Below are 13,814 nucleotides of genomic sequence, written 5' to 3' on the forward strand. Positions count from 1 at the left end.
AATCGATTCTCGGAGCTTGAGGGATATTTTATATAATATAGAATTATAGCTTACAAACGTATATTCTTTTGTGTGGTTCAAATGCTATACTTTGTACTATAATTTATATTATGTAAAATAGACTTTTAAATAACCCACTATTAGCTACATATTTCAACCCTAATAAAACATTACAAATCTTCTCTCACCGGCTTCTTAATAACACCCTACTAATTTCAGAACTAAAAAAAAACTAAAAAACCGCTCATTATTGAACGGTTTGCACTATACTTTAAAAATAGATTTATCTATTTAGCATATACGATGCTACTTCTAGTTCTAATTCGTAACACTCTTCCATTTGTCGTTCTACATCATTCATACTATCCATGATAGAAATATCGTTCATTTTTAGAATAGACAATAAAGAACTGGTGCTAATTGCGATACGATTAATTGTTGATTTTAAAATTTCTTTTTTCTCGAAGCCACTATGTGTCTGAGGTTCATATAAATAAGATTCCAATTTCAATAATAATTGCTCAACCGATTTACGTTTTCTTTCTAATTCGGACAATACAGCTATTTTTTGAGCACTCATTGAAATTTTCATAAACCAATTTATTTTTATAAGAACGGAGCATAATAAAATTGATTGTGTTCACAATTGCTAAATCTAGCATAAGATATTTAAAACAAAATAACCGCTCAGAAAAGAGCGGATATTTTGTTTTAAATTTAATAAAAAAAGTCCGTCATTGCTGATGGACTTTCTGATGTTTAATCTATAACTTTTACGTTAACTGCGTTTAATCCTTTTTTTCCTTGGGTTAGTTCGAATTCAACTTCATCGCCTTCGCGAATCTCATCAACTAATCCTGAAATGTGAACGAAATGTTCTTTGTTCGAACCTTCTTCTGTTATAAATCCGAAGCCTTTAGCATCGTTGAAGAATTTTACTGTTCCTGTACTCATAAATGTATTATAATTTGATATTAATAATTACTAGATGAATTACAACTATGATGCCAAAAATTAAATACTGCCATAGTTTTACTATTTCATCTATTCATCACTACTACCATCTTTTAAACGTATTAAAAATATTTCTACCACCAATTATTAGGTATTGTTTATCATCAGTAGCGGCGATTATATCCGCTTAACCTCTATTTAATAACCAAAACCAAAAAAATTAGGATCACATAAATAAATGCATTATTTTAGTATCGTTAAAATAACTAGCGTGACTACAAAACCTAATTTTGTTCTTCTTTCTGAAAACAACACCTACTACGTAGAATACCTTATTGGGCATCTTGTTTTAGCGAATAGCATTACAGAAGCCGTTGTTTTTGAATCGCAATCACATGCCATCAAATTTCAAAAATACCTCTACAAGAATTGTAGCGTCCGCTTTTCGGTAAATACCTTTATTGCATAACTACTATACCCTACTATTCTTTATTAATGGTTAAATACATCTTAAATAGGTGTAAGTTTCTTAAGCAAAAACTATCTTTCTAAAAAAATATCATGAAATACATTGCTATACTTCTTCTTGTTACTACTATGATTTCTTGTGGATCTAACGATGACAAGCAAACACCTCTTGAGGCTATCGATTTTACCGCAATCAATGAAGAAGAGATAAATGCATATTTAACTGCTAACGAGCTGGAGTCACAAACCACTGCTTCTGGCTTACACTATATTATTGAAAACCAAGGTGACGGATCAAAACCAACTTCTTCTTCCAATGTAACTGTAGCTTATAAGGGATATTTTCTAGATGGTGAAGTTTTTGACCAAAGCTCAGAAGGATTATTTATAGGTCTTAACCAAGTAATTGCAGGGTGGACAGAAGGTATTCCCTTATTTAACGAAGGCGGAAACGGCGTACTTTTAGTGCCATCTCACTTAGCCTACGGTAGTTTTGATTATAATGGTATACCTGGTGGTTCTGTTTTGGTTTTTGATATTGAATTAATTTCGGTCAATTAAACGAAAAACCTTCTACCAGCATCTTAGCTGTACGTACTTGAGTAACTGCACCATCTTGTTCGGTCCATGCAAAATATAGGGTTTCCTCAACAATTTCCATTTGAGGAAATCCGGATTTCCGAGAATCTACCATTTCGGTAATCACTTGTTTTTTAGAAGTTGAACCATCTTTATTCACGACCATTGCTTTGAACAATGCTGTTTTATCATCGGCTTCCATCCAGCTTACTATAGCGTTATCTTCATCCATCCATACAACATCAACACGCCCCATTATAGCACCTTCGGCAACTAAAACTGGATTCGAAAATACAGCTCCTCCATCTGAAGAAAAAGTAATTTGTACCTTTTGCTTATTTGATGCACCTGTAAACCAAGCGACTACCAAATTATTACCCAAAGCATCTACTTTTGGTCCGTTTACGGGACATCCTTTGATCTGCCAATTATCTTCATGTATTACTTTAGGTGCCGTCCACTCCCCTTTTACACGTCGCACAATACTAATATCGCGGATTTCATCGTCTGAGCGATCACGATAGATCACTACCGGACCATTATCTGTTATAGCCGAAGTCGTTTGGCAGCAATCGCATGTACTAGAATCCAATTCGTATTCTTCTAATAATTTTCCTGTAGCAGATACCACTCCGCCACGTAAAGTCATTGCTCCGCGTTCCCCTGCCTTATTTTCTTCCGTATTTCTACCATCGAGCCAATTGACGAAGATGTTGTTATTGTACGGCACAATGCTTACAAATCCATGTTCGGTCGGCGTACCATCGGTATGTAGTTCTAAATCGGTTTTCCAATCGGTTGCTCCCTTTGGTTTCACATTCATTTTTATATCATATGAATATGTTCCTTCTGTGGATTTCTTTAAAACGTGAGACCATAAATTACCATTGTTTTCAGTAATCATAGGGTAATCTGCCCAGTTTACGAACCAATCTGTACCACTCCCTATATTTTGCGCTTCTTGCCACTTACCATCGATTAATTCTGAGTAACGCATGGTTGCAACAGTATCATTTGACATTTCTACCCAAGAAAGCAGGGCAACATCTTTATTGGACATTAGGTGTGGCAAAGCACTAGATTCGCCTGCAGGTGAAATCATGTCTTCTATCAAGCTTACCGGTACTTCAGGCTGTATATTTTTAGTTTCTTCTTTGCAACCTAGCATCAAACTGGTTACCAAGAAAAGAAAAAAAGTCTTCTTTAATATGCGCATTACTTTACCGCTCTAAGTTTTTCGATCATTTCGGGACTATCCCACTTCAATCCGCCATCAAAACGCAATACCTGCTCCCCTACTTCATTATAAATAAATGTTGCCGGTAAGGCACTCACATTTTCTTCTGCATATACGCCGTTGAATTTTATAAAATCTAATTGAAATTTACGTGCCTCTTTAAATTTGATAATTTTATTTATAGACTGATCAGACGCAAATAGAAATACGTAATTGTCTTGTTCTAGAATGGTCTGTGCTTTCTCCATATCGGGCATTTCTTCTATACATGGCCTACACCACGTTGCCCAATAGTTCACCAACACACGTTTACCTTTGTAATCACCTAATTCTATGGGGTTACCTTCTAAATCTTCATAAGTTGAAGTGGAAACCTTTTCTACCATAGCTTCGGGTATAACTTCTGTACTTTCCTCTGTTTTTACCTCTTTACAACTTGTAAAAGAAATACTTAAAATGAAGAAAAATAATGTTCTTAAAATCATATTCAAAGATACCATTTCGAGGAATTAATACCGTACCATTTAAACCAAAAAAAAACCGCCTATTAAGCGGTTTTTATATACTAATTAATACGTCTTATTTAACTTCAACCAATTCTAATTCGAAGGTTAAATCTTGACCCGCCAAAGGGTGGTTTGCATCTACAACGATATCATTTTCGTTTACTTCTGCAACACGTAATTGTCTTTCACTACCATCTGCATTGGTTGCCATAAGTGCCATATCTACTTTTGGCTCCATATCTTGTGGTAAATCTGATTTTGGAACAGTTTGAAAAAGCTCTTTTTGCTTTTCACCGTATGCATCTTCTTTAGCAATTACGATTGTTTTTTTATCGTTTGCCTGCATGTCCAACAATCCCTTTTCAAAACCAGGTATTAAACTGCCTTGTCCTAATTTTACCTCTAAAGGTTCTCTATCTACCGAACTATCAAATATTTGACCATTACTCAATTTACCTGTGTAATGTACTTTTACTTGACTATCTGCTTTTACTTTACTCATACTATTTAATTTCTACTATTTCACTTAATTAAGGCACAAAGGTATTATTCTCAATAGGGAATAACGAAGATTATGGCAAAACCTTCCCTTTTTAGCCTCTTCTTAACATCAAAAGCTTAAAAATAAGGTCAAACACCTTTATATGAACACGTTATTCATCTTCTTTTATAGCCTTTACATTACCATTATATTGAATGGCATTTCTGTTCGCCATGTTTATAGAAACTACACTTGATGTATTCGGATAGATGTCGATATAAACTATATACCGATCAGATTTATGGGATACTTGAAAGCTTATGGCATACTTTTGCTTGTCACTAATAAATGTTTGCGTATAATTCTCTGGTAATCCATTAAACTCAATTCCTGGGGCAGCGCCATAACCGCCACCAAATTGGCGTTCTCCATAATACGGTAAGTTAGCCGATACACTATCGCCAAAAATCTTAAGGTAATTACCTGTACCCATTAAATCGATACGCGAAATGGTACTACCGGGTGGAATAAGTCCGCTATTAGCGACAGCATTTAAACTTTGAGTAACGGTTGGGTTGGCAGATGTGGCAATAAATTCTATTTGCTTTGATGCCACCAAGTTATGAATAGCATGAGTGTCGCTAATTACATTTTTTGAAGATGAACAACCTGACAAAAAGCTATAGGCGAATATAAATACAAGTATAGTTCTCATAGATGATACTTTTAATTATCTAATAAGCTACGAAATCTATGCCAAAAATTGAAGTTTAATCTTCGAACTCTTCTTCTTCAAATTCAGTGTTGACCAATACAGATTTTTTAAAATCTAATGCGCGAGATTCTTTGTACAATGCTTTAATTAATCGTTGACGTTTTCGGTCAGTAATGTTTAAAGTGTCTAAACTTCTGATTTTTTGTTTCAAAGCGGCTCTTTGTAGCATTACCGCCGTTTCGTAATTAGGTTCAAACTGAAACATTACAGGACCTTCGTTTTCTTCGTTTGGGTTTGTTTTTGTAGAATCGTTCATTTGTGAATACGACAAGCCAGTAAAAAATAATGAGCAGCAGATTGTCAGCCGCATTAAGGTTTTCATAGAAATATAATAAGTGTTCTAGGTCTAAATTATGAACATTTATTTTAAAATTGATTTAATAGGATAACATTATGATAAATAATGGATTTTTTACCAATTGGCTAAGAAATAGGTCGTTAAACGGATTGCCTAAATTTTAATGCATACTCCATAAAATCAAATTCAAGTTCAAAAGTTTCGCGAATATGATAGTTGACCATTTTATATTGATCAGGCAATAGATCTTTTGAAGATTTCATAAATTCTAAAAGCTTCTTATTGGCATCTGAAAGATGCGCAATTTTATTCATTAGATACAACTTGGTTTCGAATAATGCCATGGTAGTAGGTTCGTATAAATAAGAATCTACCCTAATTTTAAAAAGCTGAATAGTGTTGTAACACCGTTCTAATTTGCCTAAACACATCGATACATCCTGTCCATTCTCCATAGCTGTCTTATTAAAAAATGAATTTGTAAGAAATTTACCTCAAAGTAAAGGAAGAAAGTGTTATTTTCAACTATGATTTTGTAAGTTTAACTAAACTTTAAAATAGCATCGTAATTGCTAACTTTTTAGAAACAAAAGGATTAGAAAACCTTAATATTCGCCTTGGCAATCTTTAAGAATTATTTAATTGGTATGCTCTACTATAATGAGTACCTTAAACTAAACTTTTAACCTATGAATATCAATTTTGAATACGACGATGTAAAAGCCAGCAATCGATTAGAGATCATGGCAGCGCAAAAACTTGAGAAATTATTGGACAAATTCGATTTTATAGTAAGGTCTGATGTTTTCTTTAAAAAAGAGAATACCTCTTCACCCGATTCAGGTATGGTATGTAATATTCGCTTGAGTGCACCGGGTCCACGATTGTTCGCACAATCATCTTGTGGTAGTTTTGAAGCTGCGATTGCTTCATCAATAGAAGATTTACAACGACAATTAGAAAAAAGAAAAGCAAAAATGCAGTCTCATTAGACTGCATTTTTTTTATTATTCGATCATTTCATCAGACTTTGAGTGATTGGCAATCACAGACTGTACTTTTTCAGAAAAAGGGTTTCGCTGTAGTTCTTGAATCAATCTCTTTCTTCTTCCATCAGAAATATCCATAGAATCTAAAATCTCTTTCATACGATATTGATAGGCGATACGACTCTGTTTTAATGCCACACGCTCAGAAGCAGTTAACACATAATCAGATTCAAACTGATTTAAAAGCATACGTTGTTTTACTCTAGCATCTGACTGTAAAGAGTCTTGTGCCAGGGCAGTTTGGATGCTCAAAATACCGCAAAACAAAAAACCACAAAAAATGGTTAGTTTTTTCATTTTAATAGCTTGTTCTACTTTAAAATTAAGCTAAAAAATTCGATTTCCCTTTGAATATCAAATAAAATGGTAGTTAATCGAATAAAGAAGTTCGTTTGTCCAATTTATACAATAATCCTAAAGCACCAGAATAAAACACCTGATTTTCAATATTTTAAACAAGCATCTTACAAATACACCACAATTTTGATATTTTGAATAAAGCTGCTGAACTCTGTTTTTTAACAAGAATACATCTTAATTTGACAATTTTTTTAAGGCTAGTATTTTTAGTAAAAACATCTATTCGTAAAGAAATTGTTTTTCAAATTTGCTATAGTATTGAATTCTAAAATATATTGGTTTTCATTTCACCAACATTATAAAGAATTAAAATAGGTAAAGTCAATTTTTAATACCTTTGCATCTTGAAATATTATATATGATAGTCTGGATTGTTTTTATTGCTTTTGTACTTATATTTCTTGCGTTAGATTTAGGTGTTTTTCATAAAGATGAACATGTTATTAAATCTAAAGAAGCAGGAATCTGGACTGCCATATTTGTTACCGTAGCATTTGCCTTTAGTGGCGTTATCTATTGGTTATTCAGTGCAGAAATTATTGACAACCCAACAGGGTTAGCACCCAATGATGCCGTACTAAAGTATATTACCGGTTATCTTATTGAACTTTCACTAAGTGTTGACAACGTTTTTGTAATTGCTGTTATTTTCTCATCATTTAAGATTCCGCCATTATACCAACATCGCGTATTGTTTTGGGGTATTTTGGGTGCAATTGTATTTAGAGCATTAATGATATTTTTCGGAGTTGCTTTAATTACCAAGTTTGAATGGATCATTTATGTCTTCGGTGTATTCCTTTTATATACTGCATTTAACATGCTAAAAGGTGAAGACGATGATTTTGACCCTCAGAACTCTTTTGTTTTTAAACAGATTAAAAAAATATATCCCGTTACATCAACAATGCACGGTCATGATTTTTTCGTAAAACGGATGGGTATTAATGCTGCTACTCCCCTATTTGTTGCCCTTATTATTATAGAACTTACTGATATTCTTTTCGCTTTAGATAGTATACCTGCGATTCTAGCCATTACAGCTGATCCATTTATCGTTTTTACTTCGAATATCTTAGCTATTTTAGGTTTGCGTTCTATGTACTTTTTAATCTCTAGAATGCTAGAGAAATTTAAGTACATTAACTACAGCTTGGTCATTATTCTTGCTTTTGTGGGACTAAAGATGTTATTCTCTCATTACATACATCTACCTGAATGGGTATCGCTAACTGTTATTTCAGTGGCATTGGTATCGGGAATTTTAGCGTCAATGCTAATTAAGGATAAAGAATAGTTCTTTTTAAAGCTATTTTAAGATGTTACTTTTCCGATAGCTTAGCGTCAATAATCACCATGGCATCATTGACAGTTTGCATTTGATCCATGTCTTCATTTTCTAAGCGAATGTCGAATGCGTCTTCTACATCTAATACAATATCTACCAGATTTGCAGAATTGATATTTAGATTATTCATTAAGTGACTGTCTTGCTTAATGTCAGTAACTGCTACGTCTTCGGGAAGATAGATTTTTATAATTTCTTTTAATTTCTGATATTTTTCTTCTTTAAGCATATATAAGTTCAATTAAAATACTCTTCGGTATTATTATAGTTTTTGATTATTCTTTTGAAAACGATTTAAATATAACACAAGCATTTACATCTCCGAATCCGAAGCTTGCTTTAGCGATTACTTTCGGGGAATGATTTTTTGTTTCCCTCGGAATACAAGATTCTGAAATCAATTTAGAAATCTCTGGATGAATATCGTCACAGTTCACATTCTTAAAAACTACCTGCTCTTTAAACTGCAATACCGTCGCAACACTTTCAATACTACCTGCTGCCGCCAAACAATGACCCACCGAACCTTTAAATGAATTGATATACGGAAAATCGTCATATGCTCTTTCCAGCGCCTTACTCCAGTTTTCTATTTCTAGTCCGTCTTTGGTTGTTGCAGTCAAATGTCCGTTAATGACATCAATATCCGAGGCTTCAATACCTGCATTAGTAACCGCATTTCGTATGCAACGTTGTACTGCAACACTATTTGGTGCGGTCATGGATCCTTCTCCTAATTGTCCGCCGCTATTAATTTCACCGCCCAACATTTCTGCATAAATATAGGCACCTCGTTTTCGGGCACTTTCTAAGGACTCCAACACCAATGCTCCTGCCCCACTACCAGGAATGAAGCCTGCTGCAGAGGCACTCATAGGTCTACTTGCTTTCGTCGGATTGTCATTATAACCTCTCGGCAGAATACGCATGGCATCAAAACCGCCCCACACATACGGACCACTATCACTACAACTACCGGTCAGCATAATTTCAGCTTTGCCTTGGCTTATACGATCATATGCCATTAAAATACCCTCGGTACCCGTGGTACATGCTGCAGAATTCGTGGTGACTTGATTTCCACAACCTAACAATCCGCCTAAATAGGCACTTATACCGCTTGCCATCGTCTGTATCACCGAAGTACTGCCGAGCCTACGTACATTTCCTTCATCTATTAAATGAATGGCTTCCCTAAATTTATCGACACCTAAAATTCCGGTACCAAATATGATTCCGCGATCCCAACTTGGTTCATCGGTTGTATTCTTTTCTAATCCGGCATCTTTCCAAGCATCTACTCCCGCGATTACACCATAAACAATTCCCGTAGCATTTAATCCTCTACGCTCTAATGGAGTAAAATAATTATCTATGAGATTGTCTTTCACCAAAGGTTCACCAGCAACCTGACACCCAAAACCTAACTTCTCTAGATTTGGTTGATGTCGAAGTCCGCTTTTACCCTCTAATAACGCAGTTGTAAAATCAGTTAGACCAACACCATTTGGCGCACATACTCCTAAGCCTGTAATAACTACGCGTCTATGCATTCGCTACACCTATCATGCCTGCCAAAACTCCCTTACAGACCAGTTTATCATCTTCATTATACATTTTTACTTCGCATTTTAATTTCTGAAACCTAAAATACACTAATTCAGAAACTACTTTGACCCGTTCTCCAGGAAATACGGGTTGCAGAAATTCCATTTGAGAGCTACTCATACCGATACGTACATTTTCTAGTTCAGTCTTTTGACCCAATAAATAAATACCCAAACATACCAAGCCAATTTGTGCGCAACATTCCGTTAAGATTACTCCCGGTGTTACAGGATTATTCTTGAAATGCCCCTTGTAAAAATCCGTATCAGGTGAAAACGTATAATAACCTTCAGCGCCTTTATTAGTAATATTCAAAATCTCTTCCACAAATAGAAAAGGCTCTGAATATGGTAGTTGCTTCAATATCCAATTATAAGATTCCTTCATCATCTTTCTTATTATATCAAACTTTCTCCGCCATCAACTTTTATAACCGTTCCCGTAATCCAACTGGCTTCATCCATCGTTAGTAAATACACCGCATTTGCAACGTCTTCAGGAGTGGTTAAGCGATTCTGCGGATTTCTTTTTAGCGCATTTTCTTTAATCTGCTCGTAACCGGGAATCATAGATAACGATTTGGTCATCGTGATACCTGCCTGTATGCAGTTTGCTTTTATACCGATTGGTGCAAATTCCAATGCAATACTTCTGGTCAATGCTTCCAAAGCTACTTTAGCCACCGAAACAGCACTATAATTTGGTAATGCCCTGGTATTCCCTTCGCTTGTAAATGAAATTATACGTGTATCATCTGCAAATAAATTTGCCGTAACCAGTGCTTTTGTCCAATCATACAAGCTCAACGCCATCGCATCAAAAGTGATTCTAAAATCGGTATCGACCAAGGTTGGTCTACTTTCTGAATACATGGGCTTAAGCGTTCCTTTGGCCACACTATGCATCAATACTTTTATTTGATGCCCTTCAGGTAACTGTTGCTGGATATTAAAAATGATATCTGCTCGTTTTTCAGCATTCAGAACATCTACATTCATCGCTATCAATCGATTACCAAAGGCACGAATTTCATCGAATTCTTTTTCAATCTCATCCATGGCTGCACGTCGATCTCTGTGCATAATTAAAATATGGTAACCGTGACTAGCCAATTTCTTAGCGGTAGCGAGTCCGAGTCCGCTACTTCCTCCCAATATTAAAGCCCAATAGGTATTTTTCATATTTTTCTTTGATTACACTACCATTCTATCAATACGCGTTGGGCCGAGAAACCGGGACCAAAACTCAATATCAAACCTTGCTCTCCTTCTGCTATTTCTTTTTCTAAAAAACGCTCTAACACGTATAAAACAGTAGCACTACTCATGTTCCCATAAAGTCGTAGTACCTCTCTAGTATCGTCAATATTCTTCCCTAGGGCACCAAAAAGCGATTCTACGGTTTGCACTATTTTCTTGCCTCCGGGATGAAATATTAAATGATCTACATTCTGAATATCACTACCATATTTTTCTAAAAACGGATGTACGATTTCTGCAAAATGATTCGATATCGTTTCGGGTACAGCCGGATCCAGAATCATCTTTAATCCGTGATTGGTTAAATCGAAACCCATCATTTGGGTAGCGTCTTTAAAGTGATACATTTCTTCCCCAATGATCTTTGGACCGACAGCATCTTCTTCTGACGAAAGTAGTACGCAAGCCGCCCCATCTCCAAATATTGCAGCACTTACCATGTTAGCCATGGAATAATCTTCTAGCTGAAATGTTGCCGTGGGACTCTCAACAGCAATTAAAGCAATACGCTTACCAGGATTTGATTTTAAAAAGTTATGAGCATATATAAGCCCAGATACTCCTGCAGCGCAACCCATTTCTGTCACTGGAAGTCTCACCACATCTTGACGCATACCCAACTCATTAATCAAATAAGCATCTAAAGAAGGAATCATGATACCTGTACAGCTAACGGTAATAATATAATCGATTGAGGAAGCATTCCAATTACTTTTCTGTAGCGCGTTTCGAAGTACATTCGTACCCATACGCTTGGCTTCTTCGCTATATATCTTGTTTTTATCCTCAAAAGAAGTGGTTACAAATACATCTTCGGGTGGCATAATAGAATATCGCTTGTCTACTGCAGCACCTTCAAATATCTTAACGACCTTTCGTGAAAAACGCTCCTCTTGACCGCTCAACCAAAATTCAACAAGGGGAATGATATCCTTGGTATTTTTTGAATACGGTGGCAATTCTTTTGTAACACTAACAATTCTTGTATGATTCATAGTTGCTCTTAATCTTCAATCTACTTATTTCTTTTGTAAAACCCATGCATATCTAAAAGCCCATTTCCATTTAATATAATGCGTTGCATTGGTTACTTCATCAGCGAAATGCAATAATTCTTTCTTAATAAATGCCCTACGGATAGATAATAAACCGTCTTTCTTGGCAATTTCAGTTTTGATAAAAAACAAACTAAATGCTTTGAACAAATAATAGGCAACGGGGCTCCGTTCCAAATCATTAATTACTACACCCAAGTTTGCTATTTCTACAAAGCGATTCACAAATTCAACTACTCCTTCATCTGTAAAATGATGCAAGGTTAATGTCGTCATGACCACATCAACATTCCATTCAGAAAAATCAGTTTTTAAAATATCAGTATTCAAGTAACTAATTTCGGGGTAATCAGATGAATATTGCTGCGCTAATTGCAATCCTTGATCGTTAAAATCTACTCCAATCAATTTGAGTTTTATATTCTTCTTTTTAGCCGCTAATGCCAGCTTTCTAAGCATGGTTCCTTCGGCGCAACCCATATCTAAAATCGTATACGATTCTTGTTTGTTTTTTTTAAGCAACTCAAATACAGCATTTAAGGTGATGCCATAACCCCCAAGCAGCTTATTTACTCTATTGATGTCTTGCAGAATAGTTTCTAGCTCATTAGTAGTACCCGAAAAGGTATCCATAATCTCCACCTCACTACATCTTTGTGTAAAATCTACCATTACGATATTAATTCTCCATGGGTTTTAGAAATAATAAACTTCAATATTGATTTTGATTTTCCGACAGATTTAATTCCCATTGAAACTAATCTTTTATTCATTAATAAGGACTGTAATTTTCTACCAAACCATAAACGATCACCAAAAGCTTTTGACCAAGCCTTTTTATAATCGTGTTCTAGGTCGCTACGTTTGTAATCTGATTCCCTAATATATTTTGATATTAATTCAGAAGCAATTTTAGCGCTATGAATAGCCATTGCCATACCATTACCACAAAGTGGATGAATAAGACCTGCACTATCGCCACACATAAGCATGTGGTCAACGACATTATCTTTCTGATCAAAGGCAATTTGGGCAATGGTCATAGGTTGTTCAAAAACAGGACTTGCATTTGATAAAAACTGTTTTAAAAAAGGATTTTCTGATACTACAGCAGCGTTAAAACTCTGGACATCTTTATATTTTTTAAAACTTTTATAATTAACTAAATAACAGAAATTCACCACTCCAGTTTCCGTTTTTGAGAGTCCGCCATAACCGCCATTAAAATTGTGTAGCGCCACTAGGTTTTCCTGAAAATCTTCAAGTTCATAATGTGCCTTTACCGCCAGCCACGATTGTTTTTTCTTACTGAATGCCCTGTCCAAATTTTTATCTAAGACCGATCGTTTACCGTAAGCTCCTATGGCTATATTAGAAGAATAGAAATTAGACTTGGTTGTAATAGTGAACATATCTTTCTTGAATACGGTTGCTATGACCTTCTCAAAGTAAAAAACAACTCCAAGCTCCTTTGCTCGTTCAAAAAGCAAATTATCAAGCGCATATCTACTTATGCCGAATCCACCTAATGGCAAATCGGTCTCAACGATAAATCCGTCCTCTGTACTTATTTGAAATTGTGAAATATCTTTAGCTCCTGAAGCCATTAGGTCTACTCCTAACCGTTTTAAGTACGGATTAATTTCTTTTGACACATATTCACCACATACTTTATGATGGGGATATGGCTGCATTTCAATCACAGCAACATCCAATCCTTCCGAAGCCAAATGAATAGCAGCAGTCAAACCCGCTAATCCGCCTCCTATAATAATTATGCCGTGGTCTTTCACTGCATGAAAGTTACACCAAAAACAAAAAAGCCCTGCATATGCAG

General features: G+C 35.3%; 20 protein-coding genes. 4 read left to right on the plus strand and 16 right to left on the minus strand.

Translation table 11 applies throughout. The features are described 5' to 3' along the window. Positions 1–283: 283 nt before the first annotated feature. Both CLV90_RS11915 and CLV90_RS11920 read right to left on the minus strand, forming a co-directional pair. Positions 284–592: a hypothetical protein gene (locus tag CLV90_RS11915; RefSeq protein WP_133687693.1), complete on the minus strand. Its 309-nt coding sequence runs from the start codon at positions 590–592 to the stop codon at positions 284–286. 167 nt (positions 593–759) lie between these two features. Further along, on the minus strand, positions 760–954 hold the full coding sequence (locus CLV90_RS11920) for a cold-shock protein (protein ID WP_133687694.1): 195 nt from the start codon (positions 952–954) through the stop codon (positions 760–762). 271 nt (positions 955–1,225) lie between these two features. Between CLV90_RS11920 and CLV90_RS11925 the strand changes: the two genes are divergently transcribed. Further along, positions 1,226–1,423 carry a hypothetical protein gene (locus CLV90_RS11925; RefSeq protein ID WP_243835404.1) on the plus strand — a complete coding sequence of 66 codons (198 nt, stop codon included), beginning with the start codon at positions 1,226–1,228 and terminating at the stop codon, positions 1,421–1,423. Positions 1,424–1,515: 92 nt separating this feature from the next. Further along, a complete protein-coding gene (locus tag CLV90_RS11930) occupies positions 1,516–1,983 on the plus strand; it encodes an FKBP-type peptidyl-prolyl cis-trans isomerase (protein WP_133687696.1) in 468 nt (155 codons plus the stop codon). Here CLV90_RS11930 and CLV90_RS11935 read toward each other — a convergent pair. The 6 genes from CLV90_RS11935 to CLV90_RS11960 all read right to left on the minus strand — a co-directional run bounded on the left by CLV90_RS11935 (position 1,976) and on the right by CLV90_RS11960 (position 5,753). Next, positions 1,976–3,217: a hypothetical protein gene (locus CLV90_RS11935; RefSeq protein WP_208295124.1), complete on the minus strand. Its 1,242-nt coding sequence runs from the start codon at positions 3,215–3,217 to the stop codon at positions 1,976–1,978. The genes CLV90_RS11930 and CLV90_RS11935 overlap by 8 nt on opposite strands. After that, complete coding sequence (locus CLV90_RS11940) at positions 3,217–3,723, minus strand: TlpA family protein disulfide reductase (protein WP_243835406.1); 507 nt, start codon at positions 3,721–3,723, stop codon at positions 3,217–3,219. Before CLV90_RS11940 ends, CLV90_RS11935 begins: the two co-directional genes overlap by 1 nt. A 94-nt stretch (positions 3,724–3,817) precedes the next feature. After that, entirely contained in the window at positions 3,818–4,246 is a 429-nt protein-coding gene (locus CLV90_RS11945; protein WP_133687698.1) for an FKBP-type peptidyl-prolyl cis-trans isomerase, read from the minus strand. A 151-nt stretch (positions 4,247–4,397) separates the two neighbouring features. Further along, positions 4,398–4,940, minus strand: coding sequence for a DUF4251 domain-containing protein (locus CLV90_RS11950; protein WP_133687699.1), 543 nt, complete (start codon positions 4,938–4,940; stop codon positions 4,398–4,400). Between the two features lie 55 nt (positions 4,941–4,995). Beyond that, entirely contained in the window at positions 4,996–5,256 is a 261-nt protein-coding gene (locus CLV90_RS11955; RefSeq protein ID WP_133687700.1) for a hypothetical protein, read from the minus strand. A gap of 182 nt (positions 5,257–5,438) precedes the next feature. Further along, positions 5,439–5,753 (minus strand): hypothetical protein, encoded by a 315-nt coding sequence (locus CLV90_RS11960; protein WP_133687701.1) that lies wholly within the window; start codon positions 5,751–5,753, stop codon positions 5,439–5,441. 234 nt (positions 5,754–5,987) lie between these two features. Here CLV90_RS11960 and hpf point away from each other — a divergent pair, with 234 nt between their 5' ends. Then, positions 5,988–6,290 (plus strand): ribosome hibernation-promoting factor, HPF/YfiA family, encoded by a 303-nt coding sequence (gene hpf / locus CLV90_RS11965; protein ID WP_133687702.1) that lies wholly within the window; start codon positions 5,988–5,990, stop codon positions 6,288–6,290. A gap of 15 nt (positions 6,291–6,305) precedes the next feature. Here the strand turns inward: hpf and CLV90_RS11970 are convergent, their stop codons facing one another. Beyond that, positions 6,306–6,644 (minus strand): hypothetical protein, encoded by a 339-nt coding sequence (locus CLV90_RS11970; protein WP_133687703.1) that lies wholly within the window; start codon positions 6,642–6,644, stop codon positions 6,306–6,308. 421 nt (positions 6,645–7,065) lie between these two features. On the opposite strand from CLV90_RS11970, the gene CLV90_RS11975 reads away from it, so the two are divergent. Then, the gene (locus CLV90_RS11975; RefSeq protein ID WP_133687704.1) at positions 7,066–8,004 is read left to right on the plus strand and encodes a TerC family protein; all 939 of its coding nucleotides are present in this window, start codon (positions 7,066–7,068) and stop codon (positions 8,002–8,004) included. A 25-nt stretch (positions 8,005–8,029) separates the two neighbouring features. Here CLV90_RS11975 and CLV90_RS11980 read toward each other — a convergent pair whose 3' ends face one another. From CLV90_RS11980 to CLV90_RS12010, 7 genes are read right to left on the minus strand one after another with little or no spacing between them, the layout of a single operon-like run. Beyond that, positions 8,030–8,284 carry an acyl carrier protein gene (locus CLV90_RS11980; protein WP_133687987.1) on the minus strand — a complete coding sequence of 85 codons (255 nt, stop codon included), beginning with the start codon at positions 8,282–8,284 and terminating at the stop codon, positions 8,030–8,032. A 46-nt stretch (positions 8,285–8,330) separates the two neighbouring features. Continuing rightward, on the minus strand, positions 8,331–9,608 hold the full coding sequence (locus CLV90_RS11985) for a beta-ketoacyl-[acyl-carrier-protein] synthase family protein (protein WP_133687705.1): 1,278 nt from the start codon (positions 9,606–9,608) through the stop codon (positions 8,331–8,333). Continuing rightward, positions 9,601–10,053 carry a 3-hydroxyacyl-ACP dehydratase FabZ family protein gene (locus CLV90_RS11990; RefSeq protein WP_341777690.1) on the minus strand — a complete coding sequence of 151 codons (453 nt, stop codon included), beginning with the start codon at positions 10,051–10,053 and terminating at the stop codon, positions 9,601–9,603. Before CLV90_RS11990 ends, CLV90_RS11985 begins: the two co-directional genes overlap by 8 nt. 8 nt (positions 10,054–10,061) lie before the next feature. Then, positions 10,062–10,844: an SDR family oxidoreductase gene (locus tag CLV90_RS11995; RefSeq protein WP_133687706.1), complete on the minus strand. Its 783-nt coding sequence runs from the start codon at positions 10,842–10,844 to the stop codon at positions 10,062–10,064. Between the two features lie 17 nt (positions 10,845–10,861). Further along, complete coding sequence (locus CLV90_RS12000; RefSeq protein WP_133687707.1) at positions 10,862–11,917, minus strand: type III polyketide synthase; 1,056 nt, start codon at positions 11,915–11,917, stop codon at positions 10,862–10,864. A 24-nt stretch (positions 11,918–11,941) separates the two neighbouring features. Further along, positions 11,942–12,649, minus strand: coding sequence for a methyltransferase domain-containing protein (locus CLV90_RS12005; protein WP_133687708.1), 708 nt, complete (start codon positions 12,647–12,649; stop codon positions 11,942–11,944). Further along, positions 12,649–13,770 carry an NAD(P)/FAD-dependent oxidoreductase gene (locus CLV90_RS12010; RefSeq protein WP_133687709.1) on the minus strand — a complete coding sequence of 374 codons (1,122 nt, stop codon included), beginning with the start codon at positions 13,768–13,770 and terminating at the stop codon, positions 12,649–12,651. The genes CLV90_RS12005 and CLV90_RS12010 overlap by 1 nt, the downstream gene beginning before the upstream one ends. Positions 13,771–13,814: the final 44 nt, after the last annotated feature.

Origin of the sequence: Maribacter spongiicola (genome assembly GCF_004364165.1) — a bacterium.
GTDB classification, from domain to species: Bacteria; Bacteroidota; Bacteroidia; order Flavobacteriales; family Flavobacteriaceae; genus Maribacter; species Maribacter spongiicola.

What these genes read in the sequence shown, in the direction of transcription:
- CLV90_RS11955 (WP_133687700.1), bottom strand. Translation starts at nt 5,256, where the DNA reads ATGAACGATTCTACAAAAACAAACCCAAACGAAGAAAACGAAGGTCCT.
- CLV90_RS11940 (WP_243835406.1), bottom strand. Translation starts at nt 3,723, where the DNA reads ATGATTTTAAGAACATTATTTTTCTTCATTTTAAGTATTTCTTTTACA.
- CLV90_RS12005 (WP_133687708.1), bottom strand. Translation starts at nt 12,649, where the DNA reads ATGGTAGATTTTACACAAAGATGTAGTGAGGTGGAGATTATGGATACC.
- CLV90_RS11945 (WP_133687698.1), bottom strand. Translation starts at nt 4,246, where the DNA reads ATGAGTAAAGTAAAAGCAGATAGTCAAGTAAAAGTACATTACACAGGT.
- CLV90_RS11960 (WP_133687701.1), bottom strand. Translation starts at nt 5,753, where the DNA reads ATGGAGAATGGACAGGATGTATCGATGTGTTTAGGCAAATTAGAACGG.
- hpf (WP_133687702.1), top strand. Translation starts at nt 5,988, where the DNA reads ATGAATATCAATTTTGAATACGACGATGTAAAAGCCAGCAATCGATTA.
- CLV90_RS12000 (WP_133687707.1), bottom strand. Translation starts at nt 11,917, where the DNA reads ATGAATCATACAAGAATTGTTAGTGTTACAAAAGAATTGCCACCGTAT.
- CLV90_RS11975 (WP_133687704.1), top strand. Translation starts at nt 7,066, where the DNA reads ATGATAGTCTGGATTGTTTTTATTGCTTTTGTACTTATATTTCTTGCG.
- CLV90_RS11935 (WP_208295124.1), bottom strand. Translation starts at nt 3,217, where the DNA reads ATGCGCATATTAAAGAAGACTTTTTTTCTTTTCTTGGTAACCAGTTTG.
- CLV90_RS11995 (WP_133687706.1), bottom strand. Translation starts at nt 10,844, where the DNA reads ATGAAAAATACCTATTGGGCTTTAATATTGGGAGGAAGTAGCGGACTC.
- CLV90_RS11970 (WP_133687703.1), bottom strand. Translation starts at nt 6,644, where the DNA reads ATGAAAAAACTAACCATTTTTTGTGGTTTTTTGTTTTGCGGTATTTTG.
- CLV90_RS11915 (WP_133687693.1), bottom strand. Translation starts at nt 592, where the DNA reads ATGAAAATTTCAATGAGTGCTCAAAAAATAGCTGTATTGTCCGAATTA.
- CLV90_RS11930 (WP_133687696.1), top strand. Translation starts at nt 1,516, where the DNA reads ATGAAATACATTGCTATACTTCTTCTTGTTACTACTATGATTTCTTGT.
- CLV90_RS11985 (WP_133687705.1), bottom strand. Translation starts at nt 9,608, where the DNA reads ATGCATAGACGCGTAGTTATTACAGGCTTAGGAGTATGTGCGCCAAAT.
- CLV90_RS11980 (WP_133687987.1), bottom strand. Translation starts at nt 8,284, where the DNA reads ATGCTTAAAGAAGAAAAATATCAGAAATTAAAAGAAATTATAAAAATC.
- CLV90_RS11950 (WP_133687699.1), bottom strand. Translation starts at nt 4,940, where the DNA reads ATGAGAACTATACTTGTATTTATATTCGCCTATAGCTTTTTGTCAGGT.
- CLV90_RS11920 (WP_133687694.1), bottom strand. Translation starts at nt 954, where the DNA reads ATGAGTACAGGAACAGTAAAATTCTTCAACGATGCTAAAGGCTTCGGA.
- CLV90_RS11990 (WP_341777690.1), bottom strand. Translation starts at nt 10,053, where the DNA reads ATGATGAAGGAATCTTATAATTGGATATTGAAGCAACTACCATATTCA.